Origin of the sequence: Coralloluteibacterium thermophilum (assembly GCF_042654365.1) — a bacterium.
GTDB classification, from domain to species: domain Bacteria; phylum Pseudomonadota; class Gammaproteobacteria; order Xanthomonadales; family Xanthomonadaceae; genus Coralloluteibacterium; species Coralloluteibacterium thermophilum.
The window spans coordinates 1-24069 of sequence record NZ_JBHSGG010000037.1 but is presented as its reverse complement, the minus strand read 5'-3'; the positions used below and the strand labels follow the sequence as shown (position 1 = coordinate 24069).

Annotated in this window: 21 protein-coding genes; 11 read left to right on the top strand and 10 right to left on the bottom strand. The window is 71.4% G+C overall.

Features of this window, described 5'->3' with window-relative positions; all coding sequences use genetic code 11:
* Positions 1-7: 7 nt before the first annotated feature.
* The gene (locus ACFO3Q_RS13245) at positions 8-1501 is read right to left on the bottom strand and encodes an alpha/beta hydrolase (RefSeq protein ID WP_377005204.1); all 1494 of its coding nucleotides are present in this window, start codon (positions 1499-1501) and stop codon (positions 8-10) included.
* 249 nt (positions 1502-1750) lie between these two features.
* Here ACFO3Q_RS13245 and ACFO3Q_RS13240 point away from each other — a divergent pair, with 249 nt between their 5' ends.
* The 3 genes from ACFO3Q_RS13240 (at position 1751) to ACFO3Q_RS13230 (ending at position 6719) form a co-directional block, all read left to right on the top strand.
* A complete protein-coding gene (locus tag ACFO3Q_RS13240; protein ID WP_377005203.1) occupies positions 1751-2701 on the top strand; it encodes an ABC transporter ATP-binding protein in 951 nt (316 codons plus the stop codon).
* Complete coding sequence (locus tag ACFO3Q_RS13235; RefSeq protein WP_377005202.1) at positions 2698-3471, top strand: ABC transporter permease; 774 nt, start codon at positions 2698-2700, stop codon at positions 3469-3471. Before ACFO3Q_RS13240 ends, ACFO3Q_RS13235 begins: the two co-directional genes overlap by 4 nt.
* Before the next feature lie 428 nt (positions 3472-3899).
* Positions 3900-6719 carry a TonB-dependent receptor plug domain-containing protein gene (locus ACFO3Q_RS13230; RefSeq protein ID WP_377005201.1) on the top strand — a complete coding sequence of 940 codons (2820 nt, stop codon included), beginning with the start codon at positions 3900-3902 and terminating at the stop codon, positions 6717-6719.
* Positions 6720-6884: 165 nt separating this feature from the next.
* Here ACFO3Q_RS13230 and ACFO3Q_RS13225 read toward each other — a convergent pair whose 3' ends face one another.
* Positions 6885-7685 (bottom strand): TatD family hydrolase, encoded by an 801-nt coding sequence (locus ACFO3Q_RS13225; protein WP_377005200.1) that lies wholly within the window; start codon positions 7683-7685, stop codon positions 6885-6887.
* A 134-nt stretch (positions 7686-7819) separates the two neighbouring features.
* On the opposite strand from ACFO3Q_RS13225, the gene ACFO3Q_RS13220 reads away from it, so the two are divergent.
* Together ACFO3Q_RS13220 and hrpB are read left to right on the top strand one after the other, a co-directional pair.
* The gene (locus tag ACFO3Q_RS13220; RefSeq protein ID WP_377005199.1) at positions 7820-8017 is read left to right on the top strand and encodes a YqaE/Pmp3 family membrane protein; all 198 of its coding nucleotides are present in this window, start codon (positions 7820-7822) and stop codon (positions 8015-8017) included.
* Between the two features lie 13 nt (positions 8018-8030).
* Positions 8031-10529 (top strand): ATP-dependent helicase HrpB, encoded by a 2499-nt coding sequence (gene hrpB / locus ACFO3Q_RS13215; RefSeq protein ID WP_377005198.1) that lies wholly within the window; start codon positions 8031-8033, stop codon positions 10527-10529.
* A gap of 30 nt (positions 10530-10559) precedes the next feature.
* Here the strand turns inward: hrpB and ACFO3Q_RS13210 are convergent, their stop codons facing one another.
* Positions 10560-11129: a pseudouridine synthase gene (locus ACFO3Q_RS13210; RefSeq protein WP_377005197.1), complete on the bottom strand. Its 570-nt coding sequence runs from the start codon at positions 11127-11129 to the stop codon at positions 10560-10562.
* A 121-nt stretch (positions 11130-11250) separates the two neighbouring features.
* Here ACFO3Q_RS13210 and ACFO3Q_RS13205 point away from each other — a divergent pair, with 121 nt between their 5' ends.
* Positions 11251-13005, top strand: a complete 1755-nt coding sequence (locus tag ACFO3Q_RS13205) for an ABC transporter ATP-binding protein (RefSeq protein WP_377005196.1) — start codon at positions 11251-11253, stop codon at positions 13003-13005.
* 810 nt (positions 13006-13815) lie between these two features.
* Here the strand turns inward: ACFO3Q_RS13205 and ACFO3Q_RS13200 are convergent.
* The 7 genes from ACFO3Q_RS13200 to flgA form a co-directional block, all read right to left on the bottom strand.
* The gene (locus tag ACFO3Q_RS13200; protein WP_377005195.1) at positions 13816-14712 is read right to left on the bottom strand and encodes a class I SAM-dependent methyltransferase; all 897 of its coding nucleotides are present in this window, start codon (positions 14710-14712) and stop codon (positions 13816-13818) included.
* Between the two features lie 31 nt (positions 14713-14743).
* Positions 14744-16471, bottom strand: coding sequence for a bifunctional isocitrate dehydrogenase kinase/phosphatase (gene aceK / locus ACFO3Q_RS13195; RefSeq protein WP_377005194.1), 1728 nt, complete (start codon positions 16469-16471; stop codon positions 14744-14746).
* 230 nt (positions 16472-16701) lie between these two features.
* Positions 16702-16959, bottom strand: coding sequence for a LysM peptidoglycan-binding domain-containing protein (locus ACFO3Q_RS13190; protein WP_377005193.1), 258 nt, complete (start codon positions 16957-16959; stop codon positions 16702-16704).
* Positions 16960-16995: 36 nt separating this feature from the next.
* Positions 16996-18231 (bottom strand): ATP-binding protein, encoded by a 1236-nt coding sequence (locus ACFO3Q_RS13185; RefSeq protein WP_377005192.1) that lies wholly within the window; start codon positions 18229-18231, stop codon positions 16996-16998.
* Positions 18232-18278: 47 nt separating this feature from the next.
* A complete protein-coding gene (locus tag ACFO3Q_RS13180) occupies positions 18279-18626 on the bottom strand; it encodes a flagellar protein FlgN (protein WP_377005191.1) in 348 nt (115 codons plus the stop codon).
* Positions 18626-18928 carry a flagellar biosynthesis anti-sigma factor FlgM gene (flgM, locus tag ACFO3Q_RS13175; RefSeq protein ID WP_377005190.1) on the bottom strand — a complete coding sequence of 101 codons (303 nt, stop codon included), beginning with the start codon at positions 18926-18928 and terminating at the stop codon, positions 18626-18628. Before flgM ends, ACFO3Q_RS13180 begins: the two co-directional genes overlap by 1 nt.
* A 73-nt stretch (positions 18929-19001) precedes the next feature.
* Positions 19002-19652 (bottom strand): flagellar basal body P-ring formation chaperone FlgA, encoded by a 651-nt coding sequence (gene flgA / locus ACFO3Q_RS13170; protein WP_377005189.1) that lies wholly within the window; start codon positions 19650-19652, stop codon positions 19002-19004.
* 105 nt (positions 19653-19757) lie between these two features.
* On the opposite strand from flgA, the gene ACFO3Q_RS13165 reads away from it, so the two are divergent.
* From ACFO3Q_RS13165 to flgE, 5 genes are all read left to right on the top strand, one after another.
* Positions 19758-20696 (top strand): chemotaxis protein, encoded by a 939-nt coding sequence (locus ACFO3Q_RS13165; protein ID WP_377005188.1) that lies wholly within the window; start codon positions 19758-19760, stop codon positions 20694-20696.
* Positions 20697-21154: 458 nt separating this feature from the next.
* Positions 21155-21556 carry a flagellar basal body rod protein FlgB gene (flgB, locus tag ACFO3Q_RS13160; protein WP_377005187.1) on the top strand — a complete coding sequence of 134 codons (402 nt, stop codon included), beginning with the start codon at positions 21155-21157 and terminating at the stop codon, positions 21554-21556.
* 61 nt (positions 21557-21617) lie between these two features.
* The gene (gene flgC, locus ACFO3Q_RS13155; RefSeq protein WP_377005186.1) at positions 21618-22025 is read left to right on the top strand and encodes a flagellar basal body rod protein FlgC; all 408 of its coding nucleotides are present in this window, start codon (positions 21618-21620) and stop codon (positions 22023-22025) included.
* 14 nt (positions 22026-22039) lie between these two features.
* Complete coding sequence (locus ACFO3Q_RS13150; RefSeq protein WP_377005185.1) at positions 22040-22702, top strand: flagellar hook assembly protein FlgD; 663 nt, start codon at positions 22040-22042, stop codon at positions 22700-22702.
* A 30-nt stretch (positions 22703-22732) separates the two neighbouring features.
* Positions 22733-23950, top strand: coding sequence for a flagellar hook protein FlgE (gene flgE / locus ACFO3Q_RS13145; RefSeq protein WP_377005184.1), 1218 nt, complete (start codon positions 22733-22735; stop codon positions 23948-23950).
* Positions 23951-24069: the final 119 nt, after the last annotated feature.

The window sequence follows — 24069 nt, the reverse complement described above, 5'->3', positions numbered from 1 at the left end:
TGGCGCATCAGGGTTCCCATCCGTAGAAGCCGGTGAACGGCGGTGCGGGCCTGAGCCCGTCCAGGCAGCCGGCGTCGAGGCCAGCCGCGTCGGTGGTGTCGAGGAAGCGCGCCAGCAGGCGCGGCGTGCAGCCGACCGGCAGGACGTTGTGGCCCTGCCCGCCGAGCACCAGGTGACGGCCCGCGGACAGGCCGCGCAGCACCTCCTCGCCATAGCGCGGCGGCGTGACCGGATCGAACTCGCCGGACAGCAGCAGCGCAGGCACGTCGCTGACCACGGCGGCGTGGAAGTCCTCGGGCATCCGCCCGCGGGGCCAGACGGCGCACTGCGCCTTGAGGAAGTCGACCAGGACCCCGCCCAGCAGGGTGTCGCCGTCCTCGCCCGCGTCGGCCAGGCCGTCCGCGTCCTCCGCGCAGCTCACCGACAGCTGCATGCCGTGCATGATGGATTCGCCGAGCTGGTCGATGAGGAGGCGGGCCTGGGCGGCCAGCGGCTCGTACCGGCCCGCCGCGGCCTCGGACAGCACGAGCGGCAGCATGGCCGCGGCGGCCGGCTGGTAGGCGTACATGCGGACCACCGTCTGCAGGTGGGCGAGGGCGAGGCGCTCCTCGCGCGGCGCCGCGGTGGTGGGGTCGCGGTAGGCGACCGGGGCGCCGTCGGCGCTCAGGCGCGCGCGCAGGATGTCGAGGTGCGCCCGCGGCGACCCGAGTTCGTCGCGGCAGGCGGCCACGGCCTCGCACTGCGCGAACTGCAGGGCCAGCGCGTCCTCGAGGTTGCGCGCGTGCTCGCTGCCGAGGAACAGGGTGTTGGGCACCACGCCGTCGAGCACCATGCTGCGGACCTGCCCCGGGAAGGCGCGCAGGTACTGCTGCGCGACGCGCGTGCCGTAGGACACGCCGACCAGATTGACGCGCTCGGCACCGAGCGCGGCGCGCACCGCGTCGAGATCCTCCACCGCGTCGGTGGTGGTGTAGTGGTGCGGGTCGGCCCGGCCCTCGAGCGCGCGCAGGCAGTCCTGGGCGGCGCGCCGCGCCACCTCGGGCGAGTCGAGCTCGGCGTTGAGCACCGCGTCCTCGCCCTGCACCTCGGCGCAGGGCAGCGGATTGGAGCCGCCGGTGCCGCGCTGGTCGACGAGGACCACGTTGCGCTTGCGCAGGACCTCGCGGAACACCGGCGCGATCTGCGGATAGCTCTCGCGCGCCGACTGGCCGGGGCCGCCGGCCAGGAAGAACACCGGGTCCGGCTCCGCGACGTTGTCGCCGCTGACCACGGCGACCGCGAGGTCGATGCGCCGTCCGTCGGGGGCGGAGCGGTCCTCGGGAACGGAGTAGGTGGTGCAGTGGGCCTCGACCGAGATCGGCAGGCCCTCGGCGGTCAGGGTGCAGGGCTCGAAGGCCAGGCTGCCGATGCGCAGTTGCGCGGCGGCCGGCGTCGCCAGCGACGCGCCGAGGGCGAGAACGGCCAGGCCTGCGGCGCGGACCAGCTGCTGGCGTGCGGACATGCGGGCGACCTGCGCGTGGATGGCAGCGCAGTGTGGGCGGGTGCCGCGGGCGGGGACATGTGTCATCAGCCACGCCGGCGGGCGGAGGCCGCCGCGTCCGCGGGTCGGCGCATCGTTTCGTTCCATGACGGAAGTTCTCCTGCCGCAGGGAGCCGCGGCGGCGGCCGATATACTAGGCGGCTTGCAGAACGGCCGCGCGGCCTCCATTGAAGAGCCGGCCTGCCTGCGTCCGACGACGCCACGAGTCCCATGTCCGCATCCGAACCGCATCCCGCGCTGGAGATCGCCGATCTCCGCAAGACGTACGCCAACGGCGTCGAGGCGCTCAAGGGCGTCTCGCTGTCGGTCGCGGACGGCGACTTCTTCGCCCTGCTGGGGCCGAACGGCGCCGGCAAGTCCACCCTCATCGGCATCGTGAGCAGCCTGGTCAACGCCTCGTCCGGCGGCGTGCGCGTGCACGGCGTCGACCTGCTGCGCAGCCGCAGCGACGCGATGCGGATGATCGGGCTGGTCCCCCAGGAGATCAATTTCAACCTGTTCGAGAAGCCGTTCGACATCCTGGTCAACTACGCGGGCTTCTACGGGGTGCCGCGCGCCGAGGCGGTCGTGCGCGCGAGGGAGGAACTGGCGCGCGCGCAGCTCTCGGGCAAGGCCGAGGTGATGAGCCGCACGCTGTCCGGCGGCATGAAGCGCAGGCTGATGATCGCGCGCGCCCTGATGACGCGGCCGCGCCTGCTGATCCTCGACGAGCCCACCGCCGGCGTCGACATCGAGATCCGCCGCGACATGTGGCGGCAGCTCCGCGAGATCAACGCGGGCGGCACGACGGTGATCCTCACCACCCACTACCTGGAGGAGGCCGAGAGCCTCTGCCGCAACCTCGCCATCATCGACCACGGCCGCATCATCGAGCACGGGCCGATGCGCGCGCTGCTCGCCAAGCTGGACGTCGAGGGCTTCCTGCTCGACGTCGAGGGCGGCCTGCCGGCGACGCTGCCGACGCTCGAGAACGTCAGCCTCGCGGCCGTCGACGCCCATACGCTGGACCTGGAGATGCCGCGCGCGCGCGACCTCAACAGCGTCTTCGCCGCGCTCGACGCGAGCGGGATCCGGGTGCGCTCGATGCGGCCCAAGTCCAACCGCCTGGAGGAACTCTTCGTGCGCCTCACCACCCGCGACGGCGCGGAGGCGCAGCGATGAGCGCGCATCCCAACCTCACCGCCCTCGTCACCGTCACCCGCCGCGAGGTGATGCGCATCCTGCGCATCTGGGGCCAGACCCTGGTGCCGCCGGTCATCACGATGACGCTGTACTTCCTGATCTTCGGCCAGCTGATCGGCCGTCGCATCGGCGACATGGGCGGCTTCGACTACATCGACTACATCGTCCCGGGGCTGGTGATGATGTCGGTCATCACCAACAGCTACGGCAACATCAGCTCCTCGTTCTTCGGCGCCAAGTTCGGCCGCCACGTCGAGGAGCTGCTGGTGAGCCCGATGCCGAACTGGGTGATCCTCACCGGCTACGTCGCCGGCGGCGTGCTGCGCGGACTGATGGTGGGCGCCCTGGTGCTGGGGGTGGCGATGTTCTTCACCCACGTGCGCATCCCGCACCCGCTGGTGACCCTGTCGACCGTGCTGCTCGGCGCGACGGTGTTCTCGCTGGCCGGCTTCGTCAACGCGGTCTACGCCAAGAAGTTCGACGACATCGCCATCGTCCCGACCTTCGTGCTCACGCCGCTGACCTACCTGGGCGGGGTGTTCTACTCGGTGCAGATGCTGCCGCCGATGGCCGAGGCCGCCACCCACGCCAACCCGATCTTCTACATCGTCAACGCCTTCCGCTACGGCCTGCTCGGCACCAGCGACGTGTCCCTCTGGGTGGCCTACGCGGTGATGCTGGGGCTGGCGGGCGGGTTAGCCGCCCTTGCCCTGTGGTTGCTGCGGCGCGGCGTGGGAATGCGCAGCTAAGTGCGTGCTGCTGCTTGAACATTGCGTAAATATTGCGGTAGCTTGACCGCTTCCGGCGGAAGGACGCCGGTGCCGGTTTGAGTTCAGTTTGACTGGCGGTCGAGGGACCCACGGGTTCCAGGGCAGGGTGGTTCCTGCCTCCACGCGACCGCCGCCGACGGGTTCCGTCGGTGCATGGAAGGGGCTTGTTGGCTTCAAGGCGTCACCGCAGTACCTCCCGGCGGCTCGCGCAGTCGACCTGCCGGAAGCCCGCAGCCACCCACGCCCCCGCGGCGGAGAAGGCAGCGCGGCTTCGAGGCCGGTAGGCGCGCGACACTGCACAGGACGGGCAGTGACCGCTGTCGACGACGACAGACGTGGGCGCGCACGCGCCAGCCTCGCCACCGCCGCATCCCCCTTCCGGCCCCAGCACCAGCAGGAAACCATCGATGTACGTCAACCACACGCGGCTGCGTCGCAGCCGTCTGGCTGCGGCTCTCTTCGCCGCGGTCGCCGCCCCCGTCGGTCTCGTCGCGGTCGCCCAGGAGTCCGCGTCGACCCAGGCGACCACCCTCGACCGCGTCACCGTCACCGGCTCCCTGATCCCCCAGACGCAGCTGGAGACCTACGCCCCGGTCACCACCATCACCGCCGAGGACATCCAGACCCGCGGCTTCACCAGCATCGCCGACGTGCTGCAGCAGAACAGCATGTCCACCGGCGGCTTCCAGGGCGGCCAGACGTCCGCGTCCTTCACCCAGGGCGCCGAGGCGGTCAGCATGTTCAGCCTCGATCCGGGCTACACCAAGTACCTGATCAACGGGCGCCCGATGTCGAACTACCCGGCGCTGTACAACGGCAGCGACGCGTTCAACAACATCAGCGGCATCCCGATCGACCTGGTCGAGCGCGTGGAGATCCTCCCGGGCGGCCAGTCCTCGCTGTACGGCTCCGACGCGATCGCCGGCGTGGTCAACGTCATCCTCAAGAAGAGCGTCGACAGCGCCACGCTCAGCATTCGTGGCGGCACCTTCACCGAAGGCGGCGGAAGCAGCTTCCGCGCAGCGTTCTCCGACGGCATCAGCGGCTTCGACGGCCGCCTCAACGTGCTCTACGGCCTGCAGTACGAGACCCGCAACCCGATCTGGGGCTACCAGCGCGACCTGACCAGCCGCTACAACACCCGCGGCTACACGCCGGCGGTGGCCGGCCGCGACTTCCTCGTCTACGACGGCAACGGCGACTACTACTTCCTGGATCCGGCCAACTGCGGCAACGTCAGCGGCCTGTTCGGCGGCACCGTCGGTCGCCAGACCCGCGAGGGCTACGGCGACTACTGCGGCACCTTCACCTCGCCGGGTCAGCGCACCCTGCGCAACGGCAAGGACAGCAGCCAGGCCTACACCCACGTCACCTTCGACGTGAACGACAACCTGCAGCTCTACGCCGACTACCTCTTCAGCCACGAGAGCGTCGACTACGCGACCGGTTCCTCGTACACGTGGTGGGGCACCGGCAGCGGATACGGCGCCTACTACGATCCGGACCTCGGCACCCTGGTCAACCTGCAGCGCAGCTTCGCGCCCGAGGACATCGGCGGGCAGGGCTTCCGCGACATCATGAACACCGACCGAAGCAACTCCTACATGGTGACCTTCGGCGGCCAGGGCGTCTTCGGCGACAGCGACTGGGAATACGACTTCAGCGTCACCCGCAGCTTCTATCGCCTGAAGGAGCACGGCTTCGCGCGCTTCAACAACGCGATCAACAACTACTTCGAGCGCACGGTGCTGGGCCCGCAGCTCGGCACGACCGCCGACGGCTACGCGATCTTCCGTCCGGACTACGCGGCGTTCTACCAGCCGGTCTCCCCGCAGGACTTCGCGTCCTTCACCGGCTACACCCAGAGCAGCAGCAAGACCTGGGACAACATGGCCCGTGCGCAGATCACCAACGGCGCCCTGTTCGGTCTGCCCGGCGGCGACGCCGGCCTGGCGGTCGTCCTGGAAGGCGGCAACCAGGGCTGGGACTACTCGCCCGACGCGCGCCTGCTTCCCGAGACCAGCGACGTCTGGGGCACGACCGCCGTCAGCGGCGCCGGCCACCGCAGCCGCTACGCCGTCACCAGCGAACTGCGTCTCCCGGTGCTCGACCAGCTGACCGTCAGCCTCTCGGGCCGTTACGACGAGTTCGACGCCTACGGCACCAAGACCGACAAGCCGACCTACAGCATCGGCCTGGAGTACCGCCCGGTCGAGAGCCTGCTGTTCCGCGGCAAGTACGGCACCGCGTTCCGTGCGCCGACGCTGGCCGACCAGTTCCAGGGCGAGAGCGGCTTCTACAGCCGCAACGTCGACTACTGGCGCTGCTCGCAGGAGGGCTTCGACCCGGCCGACACCGAGGGCTGCCGCTTCGAGAACGCGCAGTTCTACGGCGTGCAGGAAGGCAACGTCGACCTGGAGCCGATCGAGGCCGACGTGTGGAGCGCGGGCGTGGTCTGGGCACCGACCAACGACCTGTCGATCGCGGTGGACTACTACTCCTGGGACATCCGCAACGAAGTCGACACCCAGAGCACCACGCAGCTCCTGCTGCAGGAATACGCCTGCCGCAGCGGCCAGCAGGACCTGAACTCGGCGGTCTGCCAGCAGGCCCTGGCCTGGATCACGCGCGATGCGCAGGGCGCGCTCGAGCAGATCTACACGCCGAAGGTCAACGTGGCCCAGCAGACGCTCGAAGCGCTGACCGTCGCCCTCAACTACCGCCTGGACATCGGCCAGTACGGCGCACTGCGGTTCAACGGCAACTACACGAACATGCTCTCGCACTTCGTGCAGCCGCTGCCGGACGCGGACAAGTACGACCTGCTGCGCGATCCCTACTACATGTGGATCTACGACGCCTACGCGAAGACGCGTGCGGACGCCTCGGTGGCCTGGGACATCGGCAACTGGACGACCACCCTCTACGCCAACCGCATCGGCAAGACCCCGAACTACCTCGCCTACTACGCGGGCAGCTTCGACTACGAGCACAGCTCCGGTGCGACCGCGGGGATGTGGAAGCCGTACGTCACCTACAACGCGAGCGTGAACTGGCGGGCGACGGACGACATCCAGTTCTCGCTGATGGTCAACAACCTGCTGAACAAGATGCCGGAAGACCAGGCAAGCGGCTTCCCGGGCACCGAGAGCACGCCGTACAACAACTACCTGTACGACGTGTACGGCCGCTCGGTCATGGCGGAGATGCGCTTCAACTTCAACTGATCGAGGCAGCAGCCTCCTTCGGTTCGCTTGGACCCCGCTTCGGCGGGGTCTTTTTTTGCGCGTCAGGAGCGTCCTCCACGGGCCGGTAGCGAATCCTCGAAGCGTGGCGATGCGCCGCAGCCTCGGCGTGCGCGGTCCCGCGTCGGCCCCGACGCAGGTTCGGGCTCAGGCAGCGGAAGGCCCCAGCCGGAAGAACGCCTCCGCCGTGGCGGTGGTCGCGGCGGCGACGGCGTCCGCGGGTTCGCGGCGGTCGCGGGCGAGTTCCTCGACGATGTGGGCGAGGAAGGCGGGTTCGTTGCGGCGCGACTTCGGAGCGGGCCTCAGCGTGCGCGGGAGCAGGTAGGGCGCGTCGGTCTCGATCATCAGGCGGGCAGCGGGAATGTGTGCGACCAGCTCGCGCAGGTGCGCGCCGCGGCGTTCGTCGCACAGCCAACCGGTGATGCCGATGTACCAGTCGCGGTCGAGGCAGTCGAACAGCTCCTCGCGGGTGCCGGTGAAGCAATGCACCACCGCGGGACCGATGCGGCCCTCGAAGTCCTTCATCACCGCGAGGAAGTCCGCATGGGCATCGCGCTGGTGCAGGAACAGCGGCTTGCCGGTGTCGGCGGCGATCTCGAGCTGGCGTTCGAAGGCGCGCCGCTGCGCCGGGCGCGGCGAGAAGTCGCGGAAGTAGTCGAGACCGCATTCGCCCACCGCCACCACCTCGGGCGCGGCGACCAGCGCGCGCATTTCCGCGTCGCACTCCGCGGTGTACTCGACCGCATGATGCGGATGCACGCCCGCCGTCGCGTAGAGCACGCCGGGATGCGCACGCGCCAGTTCAAGGGCCCTGGGCGAGTGCTCGCGGCTGGCGCCGGTGACGACCATCCGCCCGACGCCGGCGGCGCGGGCGCGCGCCAGCACCGCGTCGCGGTCGGGGTCGAAACTCTCGTGGGTCAGGTTGGCGCCGATGTCGATGAGCTGCATGCGGAAGGTGGCACTGGGCGACGTGGGGGCCGCAGGATAACGGCAAGTTCCCGTCGCGCCCGCAACCGCGGGCGGCGGCATGGGATCATGTGCGGCTCGCCGGCGCGGTGCCGGCACCGTGCGAAGGGACACCCATGCGACTTCTCCTGGCCCTGCTTCTGCCCTGGCTCCAGTTCTTCACCATCGGCAGGCCGTTCGCGGGCATCGCCTGCCTGATCCTGCAGTTGACCGTGATCGGCTGGCTCCCGGCGGCGATCTGGTCGGTCTACGCGCTCAGCCAGTACAAGACCGACCGCAAGATCGCGGCGGCGCTGGAACGCGCGCAGCGCTGAGCAGCGTCCCAGGGTGCAGGCGCCGCGCTTCCCGATCGAGCCCCTGCTGCCGGCGATCCTGCGATCGCTGGCGGCGCATCCCCGCCTCGTCCTCGAGGCGCCGCCCGGTGCCGGCAAGACCACCCAGGTGCCGCCGGCGCTGCTGGATGCGCCGTGGCTGGCGGGGCGCAGGGTGATCGTGCTCGAACCCCGCCGCGTCGCCGCGCGCGCGGCCGCGCGGTTCATGGCGCAGGCCCTGGGCGAGGAGGTCGGCGGCACGGTCGGCTACCGCATCCGCTTCGAGAACCGCGTCTCCGCGCGCACCCGCATCGAGGTGGTGACCGAGGGCATCCTCACCCGCATGATCCAGGACGACCCGATGCTCGAAGGCGTCGGCGCGATCCTGTTCGACGAGTTCCACGAGCGGCACCTGAGCGGCGACCTCGGCCTCGCGCTGGCGCTCGATGTCCAGGCGCAGGTGCGCGAGGACCTGCGCGTGGTGGCGATGTCGGCGACGCTCGACGGTGCGCGCCTCGCGCGGTTTCTCGATGCGCCGCGCCTGACCGCGGAAGGCCGCGCCTTCCCGGTCGCCATCGCACATGTTCCGGCCCGTCGCGACGAGGCGCTGGAAGCGCAGGTGCGGCGCTGCGTGCTCGACGCGCTGGCCGCGCATCCGGGCGACGTGCTGGTGTTCCTGCCGGGCGCGCGCGAGATCGCCCGCGTCGAGGCCCTGCTCGCGGACGCGGGCCGCGACGTGGACGTCCTCCCCCTGCACGGCGACCTCCCGCTCGAGCGGCAGGCCGCGGCGCTCGCGCCGGCGGACGACGCGCGGCGGCGGGTGATCCTCGCCACCAATGTCGCCGAATCCTCGGTCACCGCGCCGGGCGTGCGCGTGGTCGTGGACAGCGGACTGGCGCGCGAACCGCGCCAGGACCCGAACTCCGGCTTCGCGCGGCTGGCGACGGTCGCCATCGCCCAGGCCTCGGCCGACCAGCGTGCCGGCCGCGCCGGCCGCGTCGCGGAAGGCTGGTGCTACCGCCTGTGGCCGGCCTCGCAGCGCCTGGAGCCGCAGCGCCGCCCCGAGATCGCGCAGGTCGATCTCGCCGGGCTGGCGCTGGAGATGGCCGGCTGGGGCAGCAGCGACCTGCGCCTGCCGGACCCACCTCCGCCGGGCGCGCTGGCGGCGGCGCGCGAGCTGCTGCAGCGGCTCGGCGCGCTGGACGCCGCACAGGCGATCACGCCCTTCGGGCGCCGCGTGCTCGCGCTCGGCGTCCATCCCCGTCTGGGCGCGATGCTGCTGGCGGCCGAGGATGCACCCGCGCGCGCCCTCGCCTGCGACCTCGTCGCCCTGGTCGAGGCGCGCGATCCCCTGCGTGGCGGGAGTGGTCTGCGCGACGACTGGCAGAGCCGGCACCGCGCGCTCGCCGCGCTGCGCGGCGGCCGTGGCGACCCCGAGGCGCACCGCAGCGCGCTGCAGGCCATCGACCAGGCCGCACGCAACTGGCGCCGTCGCCTGCGGGTGGACGCGGAGCCGCCGCGGGAGGTGCCGGCGCACGCGCTGGGCGACCTGCTCGCGCACGCGTTCCCCGATCGCATCGCACGCCAGCATCCCGACGACCCGCGCCGCTACCAGCTCGCCAACGGCCGCAGCGCACGCATCGTGGACGAGTCCGCCCTCTACGGAGAACCCTGGCTGGTCGTCAGCGAGCTGCGGGGCGATCCCCGCGGCGGCGACGGCCTGGTCCTGCGCGCGGCCCCGGTGGACGCGGCTGCGCTGGAACGCGACTTCGCCGCGCGCTTCGTCGAGGAGGACCGCGTCGTCTGGGACGCGCGCACCCGTGGCATCGCCGCCGTGCGCGAGCGCCGCTTCGACCGCATCGTGCTCGACGTGCGTCCGCTGCCCACGCCGGACCGCAGCCGCTTCGCCGACGCCCTGGTCGATGCGGTCCGCCAGCTCGGCCTCGACGCGCTGCCGTGGACGCCCGGGCTCGTGCAGTGGCGCGAGCGCGTGCGCTGCCTGCGCGACTGGATGCCGGAGCTGGGTCTGCCCGACCTGTCCGACGCGGCCTTGCTGGACACGCTCGACGACTGGCTGAAGCCCGCGCTGGCGGGCCTGACGCGCCTCGACGCGCTCGACGAAGCCGACTTCGGCGAAGCGCTGCGCAGCGGCATCGACTGGTCCCTCCGGCAGCGCATCGACGCCCTGGCGCCGGTGCGCATCGCCGTGCCGTCGGGGCTGGAGCGGACCATCGCCTATGCGCACGACGCGCCACCGGTGCTGGCGGTCAAGCTGCAGGAGCTGTTCGGCCTCGCCGAGACGCCACGCATCGCCGAGGGGCGCGTTCCGTTGACCCTGCACCTGCTCTCGCCCGCCGGCCGTCCGCTGCAGGTGACCCGGGATCTCGCGAGCTTCTGGGCCAACACCTATCCCGACGTGCGCAAGGAGATGAAGGGCCGCTACCCGCGCCATCCCTGGCCCGAGGACCCCTGGAGCGCGACCGCCACGCACCGCGCCAAGCCGCGCGGCACCTGAGCGCACGCACCCGCGGGCGGTCCGGCCGCGTCAGCGCGCGCCGCGCCGCGGGCCGCCGACGGGCACCTCGCGCCACGCGCCCGGCGCCAGGCCGTCGAGCGTGTGCGTGCCGATCGCCGTGCGCACCAGGCGCAGGGTCGGCAGCCCGACCGCCGCGGTCATGCGCCGCACCTGGCGGTTGCGGCCTTCGTGGATGGCCAGTTCGACGAAGCTGTCCGGCACGCTCCTGCGGAAGCGCACCGGCGGCTCGCGCGGCCACAGCCAGTCCGGCGGGGCGTCGAGGCGGCGCACGCGCGCAGGCAGGGTGGGCCCGTCCTTGAGCACCACCCCGCGCGCGAGCGCATCGAGCTGTGCCGTCGCGGGCACGCCCTCGACCTGCACGAGATAGGTCTTCCAGGTGCGCTGGCGTGGCTCGGCGATGCGCCGCTGCAGGCGCCCGTCGTCGGTGAGCAGCAACAGTCCCTCCGAATCGAAGTCGAGCCGCCCCGCGGCGTACACCCCTGGCGGCAGCCCGAACTCCGCCAACGTGCGCCGCGGCGGTTCGCTGCGGTCGGTGAACTGGCAGAGCACGCCGTAGGGCTTGTTGAAGGCGATCAGCATCTGGCGAGGAGCGAGTGGAGAGGAGTGGGAAACGGGAGCGGGTCCCGCGCGGCAGCAAAGAGTACGGTGCCTGCGACAATCGCCTCGCGTTCCCCACCCCTCCTCGTTACCTCCTCGGCACATGCATCCCCTCCGCCGCCTGTTCGCCTTCGCCCGTCCGCAGCGGCGCGATGCGGTGCTCGCCACCGTCTACTCCGTCGCCAACAAGATCCTCGACGTCCTCCCGGAAATCCTGATCGGGGTCGCGGTGGACGTGGTGGTCAACCGCCAGGACTCCTTCCTCGCGCGGATGGGCGTGGTCGATCCCATGCACCAGCTTCTCCTGCTGGCCGTGGCGACCGTGCTGGTCTGGGCGTTCGAGTCCCTGTTCGAGTACCTCTACGCACTGAAGTGGCGCGGGCTGGCGCAGGATCTCCAGCACACCCTGCGGCAGTCCGCCTACGCGCACCTGCAGGCGCTGCCGCCGGATGCCATCGCCACGGCCCGCTCGGGGCGGCTGATGGCGCTGCTGAACGAGGACGTCAACCAGGTCGAGCGCTTCCTCAACACCGGCGCCAACGACCTGATCCAGGTGTTCGTCTCCTCGCTGCTGATCGGTGCGGTGTTCTTCGTGCTGACCGCCGACCTGGCCCTGCTCGCCATCCTGCCGATCCCGCTGATCCTGGTCGGCGCCTTCTGGTTCCAGCGCCGGCTCGCGCCGCGCTACGCCGCCGCGCGCGAGGCGGCGGCCACGCTGTCGGCGCGGCTGGGCAACAACCTGCGCGGCATGGCCACCATCCAGGCCTACACCGCGGAGGACGTGGAGGCCGAGCACCTGCGCACCGCCTCCGACGGCTACCGCGCGCGCAATGCCGAGGCCATCCGCTACTCGGCGGCGATCACGCCGGTGATCCGGCTGGCGATCCTGGTCGGCTTCATCGCGACCCTGCTCTACGGCGGCTGGCTGACCCTGCAGGGCGAGCTCGGCGTCGGCAGCTACTCGGCGCTGGTCTACCTGACCCAGCGCCTGCTGTGGCCGATGACGCGCCTGGCCGACATGACCGACCTCTACAACCGCGCCATGGCCTCGGTGAACCGGATCATGGACCTGCTCGACGCGCCCCTGCCGGCGCGGCCCGCACGGCGGATCGAGGCACGTCCGGCGGGCGCCATCGCGGTGGAGGGCCTCGCCTTCGCCTACGACGGTCGGCCGGCGCTGCGGGGCGTGGACCTGGACGTGCCTGCCGGGCGCACGGTGGCGCTGGTCGGGGGGACCGGCAGCGGCAAGAGCACCCTGCTCAAGCTGCTGCTCGGCTTCCTGCGGCCGGACGCGGGACGCATCCTGCTCGACGGCGCGGATCTCACCGACATCGATCCGCGTTCGCTGCGCGCGCACCTGGCCTACGTCGCGCAGGAGCCCTTCCTCACCGACGGCAGCGTGCTCGAGAACATCGCCTACGGCGAGCGCGCGCCGGACCGGGCGCGCGCCGAGGCGGCCGCCCGCGCGGCCGAGGCGCATGCCTTCATCGCCGCGCTGCCCACGGGCTACGACAGCCCCGTCGGCGAGGGAGGCGCAGCACTCTCGGGCGGGCAGCGGCAGCGCATCGCGCTCGCCCGCGCGCTCTATCGCGATCCCGCCATCCTGATCCTCGACGAGGCCACCTCGGCGGTGGACAACGAGACCGAGGCGGCCATCCAGCGTTCCCTCGCACGGGCCGCGCAGGGGCGGACCGTGCTGGTGGTCGCGCACCGGCTGTCGACGGTGCGGCACGCCGACGCCATCCACGTGATGGAGGCCGGCCGCATCGTCGAATCGGGCACCCACGAAGCGCTGCTGGCGCGCGGCGGCGTCTACGCCGGACTGTGGCGGCTGCAGACCGGAGAGCTTCAGGCGTGAGCGGGGAGGCGCGAGCAGTGCGTGGAGAGAAGCGAGGATGCGCAGTGGCCTGCTCCTTTCGTTTCTCGCGGCTGATGTCTCGCTTCTCGCCGGGAAGCGCCCCCTCCCCAACCCTCCCCCGCTGTCCGCGGGGGAGGGGGCTTGTGGGGCTTCTTGAGGAGTGAGTGGGGAGGAGTGAGAAACGAGTGCGGGCATCGTTGCTTCTCTCCCACACCTCATCTCTTGCTTCTGCCGCATTGCGCCCTCCCCCGCTGTCGCAGGGGAGGGGGCTTGTAGGGCTTCTTGAGGAGGGAGTGGGGAGGAGCGAGGAACGAGGGCGAAGCAGCCGCGCTTCCCTACGTTTCTCATTCCTCGAACCTCCCACTTCTCGCTGCCAAGCCCCTTCCCCCGCCTGCGGGGAAAGGCCGGGATGGGGGTGAGCGCGGAGCGTCGAGGAGTGAGTGGGAAGGAGTGAGAAACGAGTGCGGGGGCATCGTTGCTTCTCTCCCACACCTCATCTCTTGCTTCCACCGCAATGCGCCCCCTCCCCAACCCTCCCCCGCTGTCGCAGGGGAGGGGGCTTGTAGGGCTTCTTGAGGAGGGAGTGGGGAGGAGCGAGGAACGAGGGCGAAGCAGCCGCGCTTCTCTCGTTTGTCATTCCTCGAACCTCCCACTTCTCGCTGCCAGGCCCCTTCCCCCGCCTTCGGGGGAAGGCCGGGATAGGGGTGAGCGCGCAGCGCGCGCCGCTTGAGGAGCGAGTGGAGAAGCGTGGGAGCGGAGGCGTGGGCGGCCGCTTCTCCTCGTTCCGTGCTCCGCGTGTCCCGCTCTCGACTACTCCGCGGGCTTGACGAACTTGAGCGTCATGCGGTCGCTCTCGCCGATGGCGCGGTAGCGCTCGCGGTCCTCGCCCTCGGGGACGTTGAGGGTCGGCGGCAGCGTCCATACGCCGTTGGGATGGTCGGTGGTGTCGGCCGGGTTGGCGTTGATCTCGCTCGATTCGACCAGGCGGAAGCCGGCACGCTCGGCCAGGCCGATCACGTAGTCCTGGTGGAGGTAGCCGCTGTCGTGCGGTGCGTCCGCGCGGCGCGCGCGATGATCGACCACGCCGAGCACGCCGCCGGGCTTCAGCACCGCGAAGAAGGCCTCGAACATGGCCGCGTCGGTGCCCGCCATGGTCCAGTTGTGCACGTTGCGGAAGGTCAGCACCAGGTCTGCGCTGCCGGCCGGGCCGAGCACCGGCGCGGCCGGGTCGTAGGTGACGATGGCGGGGCGGCCGTAGACCGACGGGTCCTCGGCGAACTTGGTGCGCAGCCGCTCGATGCCGCGCTGGCGACCCTCGCGTCCCTGCGGCGTGTCGGCGCGCGCCGGGTCCGGCAGGGCGGCGATGTAGCGGCCGTCCTCGCGCAGCAGCGGCGCCAGGATCTCCGCGTACCAGCCGGCGCCGGGGGTGATCTCGATGACGGTCTGGCCGGGCGCGATGCCGAAGAAGCCGAGCGTCTCGCGCGGGTTGCGCCAGGCATCGCGGGCGCGGTGTTCGGCGCTGCGCCAGGTGCCTTCCAGCACGCCGTCGAGGCGCGCGGCGAAGGTGTCCTCGACGCTGGCGAGGTCGGCGGGCGGCGCGGGCTCGGAGAGATCGTCCACTGCCGGTGCCGTGCCGGGCGAGGTGGTGCAGCCGGCCGCGAGCGCGGCGGCGAGGATCGAGGCCAGAAGCGTAGGACGGGGACCCATGCGCGACTCCATGAACGAATGGCGCCGCAATCTAGCACGCCGCCGCGACAGGCCGGCCCTCGCGATGGAGGCGACGGTGGTCCGGATAGGGCGGCACGTCGAGCGGGCGCCCATGCGCCAGCTCGGCCTGCACGGCCTGCCACCAGGCGGGATCGAAGAGCTCGCCGTGGGTCTCCAGCAGTGCGCGGTGGAGCGCGGGGCGCAGGCCGAGGAACTGCGGGAACTGCGCCGGGAACACGTCGCCCGGCGCGGCGTAGACCGCCTCGTCCAGCGGCAGCAGCACGGCGTCCTCGTCGAGTTCGGGCAGCGCGCGGAAGCGGCAGCGCTCCAGCTCGCACAGCTCGTCGTAGTCGTAGAAGATCGCGCGACCGTTGCGGCTGATGCCGAAGTTCTTGAGCAGCAGGTCGCCGGCGAAGATGCCGCTGCGCGCGAGGTCCTTGATCGCCTGCCCGTAGTCGAGCACGGCGGCGCGCGCGGCGTCGTCGTCGACCTCCTTCAGGTAGAGGTTCAACGGGCGCAGCCGGCGCTCGATGTAGCAGTGCCGGATCAGCACGTCCTCGCCGTCCAGCTCCACCGTCTGCGCGCAGGCCTCCAGCAGGCCCGCCAGCAGGCCGGGCTCGAAGCGCGCGCGCGGGAAGCGCAGGGTGCGGAACTCCTGTGCATCCACCAGGCGCCCGACGCGGTCGTGGCGCTGCACCAGGCGGTAGCGACCGATGACGTCGGCGCGCGACATCGGCTTGTTCGGCCCGAAGCGGTCGCGGATCAGCTTGAACACCAGCGGGTGGCCCGGCAGGGTGAACACCATCATGACCAGGCCGGGCGTGCCCTCGGCGATCACGAAGCGCTCGTCCGGATTCCGCTCCAGGTGGCGCATCAGGCGGCGGAAGCGCTCGGTCTTGGCCTGCTTGGCGCGGCCCAGCGAGGCGTAGATCTCGTCCACCGGCTTGCGCGGCAGCAGCGAGCGCAGGAACACCACCGCGTCGCCCACGGTCGGCAGGTCCGCGTGGAACCAGCTGCGCGCATAGCCGAACAGCATCGACACCTCGTCGCGCACGGTGAGCGCCGCGTCCGCGCGGACGCCGCCGGGTCCGTTGGTCAGCGCGATCACCAGCGGGCACCAGCCGGTCTCGGAGAAGGTGCGGCCGACCAGGTAGGCGCGCTGCTCGCGGTAGAACACCGTGCGCAGCAGCTCGATCGAGCGCAGTGGGTCCTGGCCGGGCGCCGGTGCCAGCGCCCGCGCCAGCGCGGCGGCGTCCGCGTCCGCATCGGCGAAGCCGCCGACGAAGGCGAAGTCGCCCAGGAGCAGGCGGCAGGTGGCCTCCAGGTCGTCGCCGATCGCGTACACGTGGCGGGGCGCCGGATGGGTGATGTGGTCCGTCGGCTCGATGCCGGCGGCCTCGAACTCGATGGCCGGATCCACGCCGCGGGTGTTGAACAGCCGTCGCGTCAGCGAGTTGAAGAAGGTCTTGTTGAGTTCGCTGTCGAGGAAGCCGGCGATGGCCTCGGCGTAGGCGGTGCGCACCTGCCGCCACAGCATGTGCGACCGGATGCGCTCGCCGAAGCGCGCGTCGAGGCGCGCCAGGGTCTCGGCCAGACACTCCTCGTAGAGGTCGATGCGCGCCACCGCGTCGGCGCGCGCACCGGCCCAGTCGCACTGCGCGAAACGCCGCTGCGCCCGCCGCGTGATGTCGCCGAAGCGCGCGTCGTAGTCGGCGAAGGCGTCGACGAGGAGCGCGGCGATGGCGGCGGCGGTGGTCATTGGGGTGGAGCGGGAATCGGGAATCGGGAATGGGGACCTGGAGGGCGATCCGGCCCTACGGTAGCGCCCCGGGGTGGAGCGGGAGTCGGGAATCGGGAATGGGGACCCGGGGGGGCGATCCGGCCCTGCCGTAGCGCTACGTTGCCAACGCTGCGCAACGACCGAAGAGCGCTGCTTCGGGCCGCAGCAGCCCGCCTCCCGTTCCCGATTCCCCATTCCCGCTTCCCGCCTCACCCCCTGTGCGGCAACGTCAGCACGGTCCCCGGCTTCAGCGCCCGCGGGTCGCCGATCACCTCGCGGTTGGCGGTGAGGATGTGCTGGGCGGCGTCGGGATCGCCGTAGTGCGCGCGAGCGATGCCTTCGAGCGTGTCGCCTTCCACCACCGTGTAGCCCACGCCGGTGTAGGCGGAGCCCTGGTCCTTGAGGTTGTCGCTCGACAGCACGTCGGACTTGTCCGGGATCTGCTCGGGCTTGTCGGGGTCGGGCATGGCGGCCTCCGGTCGGGCGTCTGCGGATGCCCGACTTTAGGCGCCGTCCGGGCCAATGCGACGTGACGGCGCCGCCGCTCGGTCCGCGGCCGCCGTGGGCTGGCGGATCGGCAGCACGATGCGGAAGGTGGTGCCGGCGCCCGGCGTCGAGGCGACCTCGATGCGGCCGTGGTGCTTGGCGACGATGCCGTAGGAGATCGACAACCCCAGCCCCGTCCCGTGGCCGACCGGCTTGGTCGTGAAGAAGGGATCGAACACCCGCGGCAGGGCGTCCTCGGGGATGCCCTCGCCGCTGTCCCTGACGCTCACCCACACCTCGTCGCCGTCGACCCCGGTGGTCAGCGCGATGGTGCCGCGGTCCTTGATCGCCTGGCCGGCGTTGACCAGCACGTTCATGAACACCTGGTTGAGCTCCGACGGCAGGCATTCGACCGGCGGCAGGCTGCCGTAGTGCTTCTCCAGCGTGACCTTGTACTTCAGCTCGTTCCAGACGATGTTGAGGGTCGACTCCAGGCCCTTGTGCAGGTCCACCGCCCGGAAGGGCTCGTTGCGCCCGGAGTACGAGAAGTCCTTGAGGTCCTGGACGATCTTGGTGACCCGCTCGATCCCCTCGCGCGACTCGGCCAGCAGCTCGGGCAGGTCCTGGGCGAGGAAGTCGATGTCGAGTTTCTGGCGCAGCTCGGCGATCTCGGCGCGCCAGGCGCGGGGGTCGGCATCGCCGAGCGCGCGCTCGTAGTTCTCGATGAGGCTGAACACCCGGCGCAGATAGTCCTGCAGGGTGCCGAGGTTGGAGTGGACGTAGCCGATGGGGTTGTTGATCTCGTGCGCGACGCCGGCGGCGAGCTGGCCGATGGAGGCCATCTTCTCCGACTGCAGGAGGATCTCCTGGGCGCCGGCGACCTGCAGGTAGTTGCGGCTGAGTTCGGCGTGGCGGCGTTCGAGGTCGGCCTGGCGGGCGGTGTCCTCGCTGACGTCGCGCACCATCAGCGCCAGTCCTTCGACGTCTGTGCGCAGGTGGGCGGCGACCCGGAGCGTCAGCGGACCGTCGCCGGTGCCGAGCGCCGAGACCCGGACGCAGGGCGCGGCGCCGGGTTCCGGGACCAGGCTGGCGAGCGGCGCGAGATCGCCGTCGGCGGCGCCGAGCCGGCGCGCCAGCGCGTGCGCGGCGGGATTGGCGTAGTCGCAGCGGTGGTCCGCGTCGAAGAGGACGACGGCGTCGTCGAGCGATTCGACGAAGGCGTGCAGGGCAGGAACGAGGGCGGGCGTGCTCATTCCCCGGAGTCTAGCCTCCGATTGCGGCACCGGCCCCGCGTGCGGCCTCAGACGACGGCGAGCGCGCGCGGCAGGCTGCCGCCGCCGGCGACGCCGCGGGCGTCGTAGCCCGGCGCGGCATCGACCCGGCCCAGGTGGCGCAGCGCCCAGGTGACCTCGCGCCGGCGCCGCGCGAGCAGCGCGCCGTTGGCGCGGTTGAGCTCGGCCAGGGCGCGGACGCGTTCCCCGGCGTCGGCCGGCTGCGGCTCGGCCTCCACCGCGCGCAGCGCGGCCAGCTTGGCCTCCGTGGCGCGCAGCAGGGCGTCCACGTCGTGCTCCAGCAGGGCCCGACGCTCGGCCGCGAGGGCCTCGGCCAGCCGATCGAGGCTGGCCGCGCTGGCGATGCCGGCCTCCATCAGGTCCTGCCTTCGAACGCCAGCATGGCGTCGGCGATCCGGCGCGGGTTCACGGTGTAGCTGCCGTCGTCGATCGACGCGCGCAGCGCCGCGACGCGGGTGCCGTCGAACGGGGCGCCGACATCCTGACGCTGCAGCGACTGCAGGCTGCTGCCTTCGCTGCTCAGGCGCACGCTGTCGGCATCGGGCCTGGCGGCCACCGGTGCGTCGCGGTTGGCGCCGGCACGCTCGACGCCCGGGCCGGCGACCGAGGCGAGACGGTAGATGTTCGGCATCCCGGCGCCTTCGATTTTGTTGCTCATGATCGTTGATCCTCTGGCGAGGTGAACCGGGTATCGGCGGCCTGCGTCAAGACTTTAGCGCGACGTGCCCGCATCAACGACCCACCATGATCTCACCCGACGGCGAGACGCGACCCTGCACCACGCGCCGGCTCGAGCTGTTCTCGACCGCGACGCGGTCGTCGATGCCGGCGTCGCCCAGCGCCTTGCCCTGCATGCGGATCTCGATCGGGCCGTCGCGCGAGACCAGCACCACCTGGTCGCCGCGGCGCACCAGGCGCGGGGCGACGAGGTCGTTGCTGCCGATCACGCTGCCGGCGGCCAGGGTCCGGCGCGCGCTGCGGCCGATGGCGGCCGACGGATCGGCGAGGGCAGCACCGACGATGCGCGCGGCGTCGCGGCGCTCCACCACGAAGTCGCGCTCGGTCACCACCTCGCCCGCGCCGACGCTGCGGGTGAGCACGAGGACGTCCTGGCTGCGGCGCACGCGCACGGGCACGAACAGGCGCCAGCCGCTGGCGTCGCCGCAGCGCACCTCGACGGTGCCGGCGCTCGCCGCCTCGCCGCTCAGGCCGCTGGCGCAGCGCGGCAGGCGGAGGGCCGGATCGACCTGCGCCTCCGCATCGGCGCCGCCGGCGACCGCGGCCAGCGCCGCCGCGCGGATCGACGCGACCGGCTCGAACTCCATGGCCGCCGCCGGCAGGGCCAGCAGGAAGAGGGCTGCGAGGAATGCGGTACGGAACATCGGATGCCTGCCGTGGACGGGACGGCAGGCAGGGTGCAAGCCGCGTGCCGCGGCACCGCCCGCGCCCCGCTCAAGTTGCGCGCGCCCGGGCCGATCTTGCCGGACATGCGCCACGACCTGCTCGACCGAATCGACCAGCGGACCCGGCTCGCCGGCCACAACCGGCTGGCCCTGCTGCTGTTCCGCCTGGGCGGCTGCCAGCTGTTCGGCATCAACGTGTTCAAGGTGCAGGAAGTGCTGCGCCGGCCGCCGCTGTTCGGGCTGCCGCGCCTGCCGCCGCAGTTCGTGGGCGTGGCCGACGTGCGCCAGCGCTCGGTGCCCGTGCTCGACCTGGGCGCGTCGATCTCGCACCCCGAGCGGCTCGCGTCCGCCGAGGAACCCAGCTACCTCATCGTCACCGAGTTCAACCGCTCGGTGCAGGGCTTCCTGGTCAGCGCGGTGGACCGCATCGTCAACATCGCGGTGGAGGACGTCTCGCCGCCGCCGGAGATCGGCGGCGACCAGACCTACCTGACCGCGGTGGCGCGCTACGGCAGCGAGCTGATCCAGGTCATCGACGTCGAGCGCGTGCTCGCCGAACTCTCCGACAACCGCCTGGTGACCCAGCTCGCCGAGCCGGTCGCGCTGCCCGAGGGCCACGACCTGCAGATCCTGGTGGTGGACGACTCGCGCGTCGCCTGCAGCCAGATCCGCCAGGTGCTCGAACACCTCGGCGTGGCCGCGACCGTGATGTCCGACGGCCGCCAGGCGCTCGACCACCTCAAGCGGATGGTCGCCGCCGGCGAGGATCCCGTGGCGCACTACGCCATGGTCATCTCCGACATCGAGATGCCGGTGATGGACGGCTACACCCTCACCACCGAGATCCGCCGCGACCCTGCCCTCGCCGGTCTCTACGTGCTCCTGCACACCTCGCTGTCGGGCGTGTTCAACAACGCCATGGTCGAGCGCGTCGGCGCGGACGCCTTCGTCGCCAAGTACTCGGCCAGCGAACTCGGCGCGCACGTGATGCAGAGGTTGATGACGGTGCTGGAGGCGGCGTAGGGGGCTGGGGGCTGAAGCGGGAAGGGGGAATCGGGAAGCGGGACCTGGAGGTCGTTCCGGTCTGCGGTCGCCCTTCTTCGCAGCGCGTCGCAACGGCGCTGCGACACCCTTCGTTGCCGTTCCGTCGCGCGCTTCGACCGGTCGCGACTGAAGTCGCTCCTACGGGGAACTTTGGTGGGGACGCGGTTCCGATATCGATCTCCGATTGGCGACCCCACTTCATGGGAGCTGTCGCTGTAGGAGCGACTTCAGTCCCGATGGCGCGGCCTGGATGTGGCGGAGCGTCCGAGCCGCCTCGACAGACGCGCTCTTCTCCGTAGCGCCTCATGCGGGCCGCAGCCGTCAGCGCCCGTGGCCCCTCCCATTCCCGATTCCCGCCTCCCCCTTCCCGCTCCACCCAAAGCTGGCACGCCCCTTGCCTCATCCGGGCCACCACTGGTCCAACCCGAGGGGGCGACATGGCGATTCCCTTTTCATCGGCGTACGGAGTGCACGGCGAGGCGCTGGGCCTGCGCGAGCAGCGCCTGAAGCTGATCGCGTCGAACCTCGCGAACGCCGACACGCCGAACTACAAGGCGCGCGATCTCGACTTCACCCGCGCGCTGCAGAGCGCGATGGCCGGCACGCAGCCGGCCGGCGGGCTGGAGAAGACCCGCGCGCTGCACCTCGACCCGCTCGGCATGCCGGCGGGGAGCGCGGTGTTCGAGCGCGCGCCGCTGCAGCCCAGCCTCGACGGCAACACGGTCGACACCGGCGTCGAACAGGCCGCCTACGGCCGCGCCGCGCTGGAATACCGCGCCAGCCTGTCGTTCTTCGAGGGCAAGGTGCGCGGCCTGCTGACCGCCATCACCGGCCAGTGAGCGCGCGCGCCGTGACCGCTGCCTTCCGCATCCACCGCGACCCGCACCAGGGAGCCCGTCCATGAGTTCGCTGCCCATCTTCGACGTCGCCGGTTCGGCGATGTCGGCGCAGTCGATGCGCCTCAACACCATCGCCTCGAACCTCGCCAACGCCGAATCGGTCGCCTCGACCGCCGAGGGCGCCTACCGCCCGCGCCAGCCGGTGTTCGCCGCGGTGGCCATGGCCCAGCAGCCGTCGCTGACCGGGGTGCAGGTGACCCGTGTCGAGGAGAGCAAGGCCGAGGCGGTCAAGCGCTACGAGCCCGGCCATCCGCTCGCCGACGCCGACGGCTACGTGTACGCCCCGAACATCGACCCGGTCGCCGAGATGGTCGACCTGATCTCCGCCTCGCGCGGCTACCAGGCCGGCGTCGAGGTGCTCAATACCGCCAAGGAATTGGCGCTGGCCACCCTGAACGTCGGCCGCTGACGGACCCTCCTGCCATGACCACGGTCGATACTTCCAATCCCTACGCCAGCCTCGGGCTCGGCGCGCCGCCGAATGCGGGCAACAGCAAGAGCATGGGCCAGGCCGACTTCCTGCGGCTGCTCACCGAGCAGCTCCGGAACCAGGACCCGCTGAACCCCGTGAGCAACCAGGACTTCGTCGCGCAGATGGCGCAGTTCGCGCAGGTCCAGGGCACGCAGGAGATGCAGGTCGCCCTCGGCGCCATGGCGAGCGTGATGGAATCGGACCAGGCGCTGCGCGCCGCATCCCTCGTCGGCCACGAGGCCCTGGTCGACGGCAGCACCGTGACCACGCCGGCCCGGCCGGACATCGCCGGCGAGCTGACCGCCACCGGCGCCGGCCCGATCACCATCGACATCGCCGACGGCACCGGCCGGCTCGTGCGTCGCCTGAACATCGAGGCCACCGGCGCGGGCCAGGTGCCCTTCGCCTGGGACGGCCTCGGCGACGACGGCCAGCCGGCGGGCGCGGGCACCTACACCATCACCGCCACCCAGGGCAGCGGCGACGCGGCCACGATGCTCGCGCCCACGCTCTCGGCCAAGGTCGAGAGCGTGTCCATCACCTCGCAGGGGCTGTCGCTCAACCTCGCCGGCATCGGCGCGGTGAAGCTGGCGGCCGTCCGCAAGATCGGCTGATCCGCAGCCGCCAGCACACCAGGAGAACCCATGAGCTTCCGCACCTCGCTGTCGGGTATGAATGCGGCGAACGCCGACCTGGGCGTCACCGCCAACAACATCGCCAACGTCAACACCACCGGTTTCAAGCAGTCGCGCGCCGAGTTCGGCGACGTGTTCGCGGTGTCCACGTACGGCCTGTCGCAGAATGCCATCGGCGCCGGCGTGCGCCTGCTGAACGTGGCGCAGCAGTTCGCCCAGGGCAGCGTCGAGTTCACCGACCGCAACCTCGACCTGGCCATCAGCGGGCAGGGCTTCTTCACCCTGTCCGACAACGGCGCCACCACCTACACCCGTGCCGGCAACTTCCAGGCGGACAAGGACGGCTACGTCGTCACCCCGACCGGGCAGCGCCTGCAGGCCTTCCCCCCGAACGCCCAGGGCGGCTTCGATGCCGCGCGCATGGGCGACCTGCGCCTGTCCACCGACGACAGCGCGCCCCGCACCACCGACCTCGTCACCGTCGGCACCAACCTGCCGGCCAACGCGGACGCGCCCTCGGTCGCGCCCTTCGACCCGACCGACGCCAACACCTTCAACGAGGCGCGCTCGCTGACCGTCTACGACTCGCTGGGCGTCGCGCACATCCAGACGCTCTACTACGTCAAGACCGACACCGCCAACGAGTGGCAGATCTACACCACCATCGACGACCAGCAGGTCGGCGGCGCCACCACGCTCAGCTACTCCGACAGCGGCGCCCTGGTCGAGCCCGCCGACGGGCGCATCGTCCTGCCGGCCTACACCCCGACCAACGGCGCCGGCGCGCTGAACCTCACCCTGGACGTCGGCGCCTCGACCCAGTTCGGAGAAAAGTTCGCGCTCAACGAACTGCGCCAGAACGGCTACGGCGCCGGCCGCCTGATCAGCATCGACGTCGGCCAGGACGGGGTCGTCTTCGCGCGCTACACCAACGGCGCCGCGAACCCGATCGGCCAGGTCGCCATGACCACCTTCGCCAATCCGCAGGGCCTCCAGCAGCTCGGCGACAACATGTGGGCGGAGACCTCGGAGTCCGGCATCGCGCGCCGCGGCGCCGCCGGCACGTCGGACATCGGCCTGATCCAGTCGGGTGCGCTCGAAGCGTCGAACGTCGACCTCACCGAGCAGCTCGTCAACATGATCACCGCGCAGCGCAACTTCCAGGCCAATGCGCAGATGGTCAGCACGCAGGACCAGATCACCCAGACGGTGATCAACATCCGCTGACGTGGAGGAGTGAGTGGGGAGGAGTGAGAAACGAGTGCGGCACACCGCTGCTGCTCTCCCACGCCTCACTCCTGATCTTTCGCTTCTTCCGCAAAGCGCCCCCTCCCCAACCCTCCCCC

Coding starts and splice junctions, on each gene's coding strand:
- ACFO3Q_RS13245 (WP_377005204.1), bottom strand. CDS start 1,501: ATGTCCGCACGCCAGCAGCTGGTCCGCGCCGCAGGCCTGGCCGTTCTC.
- ACFO3Q_RS13240 (WP_377005203.1), top strand. CDS start 1,751: ATGTCCGCATCCGAACCGCATCCCGCGCTGGAGATCGCCGATCTCCGC.
- ACFO3Q_RS13235 (WP_377005202.1), top strand. CDS start 2,698: ATGAGCGCGCATCCCAACCTCACCGCCCTCGTCACCGTCACCCGCCGC.
- ACFO3Q_RS13230 (WP_377005201.1), top strand. CDS start 3,900: ATGTACGTCAACCACACGCGGCTGCGTCGCAGCCGTCTGGCTGCGGCT.
- ACFO3Q_RS13225 (WP_377005200.1), bottom strand. CDS start 7,685: ATGCAGCTCATCGACATCGGCGCCAACCTGACCCACGAGAGTTTCGAC.
- ACFO3Q_RS13220 (WP_377005199.1), top strand. CDS start 7,820: ATGCGACTTCTCCTGGCCCTGCTTCTGCCCTGGCTCCAGTTCTTCACC.
- ACFO3Q_RS13210 (WP_377005197.1), bottom strand. CDS start 11,129: ATGCTGATCGCCTTCAACAAGCCCTACGGCGTGCTCTGCCAGTTCACC.
- ACFO3Q_RS13205 (WP_377005196.1), top strand. CDS start 11,251: ATGCATCCCCTCCGCCGCCTGTTCGCCTTCGCCCGTCCGCAGCGGCGC.
- ACFO3Q_RS13200 (WP_377005195.1), bottom strand. CDS start 14,712: ATGGGTCCCCGTCCTACGCTTCTGGCCTCGATCCTCGCCGCCGCGCTC.
- aceK (WP_377005194.1), bottom strand. CDS start 16,471: ATGACCACCGCCGCCGCCATCGCCGCGCTCCTCGTCGACGCCTTCGCC.
- ACFO3Q_RS13190 (WP_377005193.1), bottom strand. CDS start 16,959: ATGCCCGACCCCGACAAGCCCGAGCAGATCCCGGACAAGTCCGACGTG.
- ACFO3Q_RS13185 (WP_377005192.1), bottom strand. CDS start 18,231: ATGAGCACGCCCGCCCTCGTTCCTGCCCTGCACGCCTTCGTCGAATCG.
- ACFO3Q_RS13180 (WP_377005191.1), bottom strand. CDS start 18,626: ATGGAGGCCGGCATCGCCAGCGCGGCCAGCCTCGATCGGCTGGCCGAG.
- flgM (WP_377005190.1), bottom strand. CDS start 18,928: ATGAGCAACAAAATCGAAGGCGCCGGGATGCCGAACATCTACCGTCTC.
- flgA (WP_377005189.1), bottom strand. CDS start 19,652: ATGTTCCGTACCGCATTCCTCGCAGCCCTCTTCCTGCTGGCCCTGCCG.
- ACFO3Q_RS13165 (WP_377005188.1), top strand. CDS start 19,758: ATGCGCCACGACCTGCTCGACCGAATCGACCAGCGGACCCGGCTCGCC.
- flgB (WP_377005187.1), top strand. CDS start 21,155: ATGGCGATTCCCTTTTCATCGGCGTACGGAGTGCACGGCGAGGCGCTG.
- flgC (WP_377005186.1), top strand. CDS start 21,618: ATGAGTTCGCTGCCCATCTTCGACGTCGCCGGTTCGGCGATGTCGGCG.
- ACFO3Q_RS13150 (WP_377005185.1), top strand. CDS start 22,040: ATGACCACGGTCGATACTTCCAATCCCTACGCCAGCCTCGGGCTCGGC.
- flgE (WP_377005184.1), top strand. CDS start 22,733: ATGAGCTTCCGCACCTCGCTGTCGGGTATGAATGCGGCGAACGCCGAC.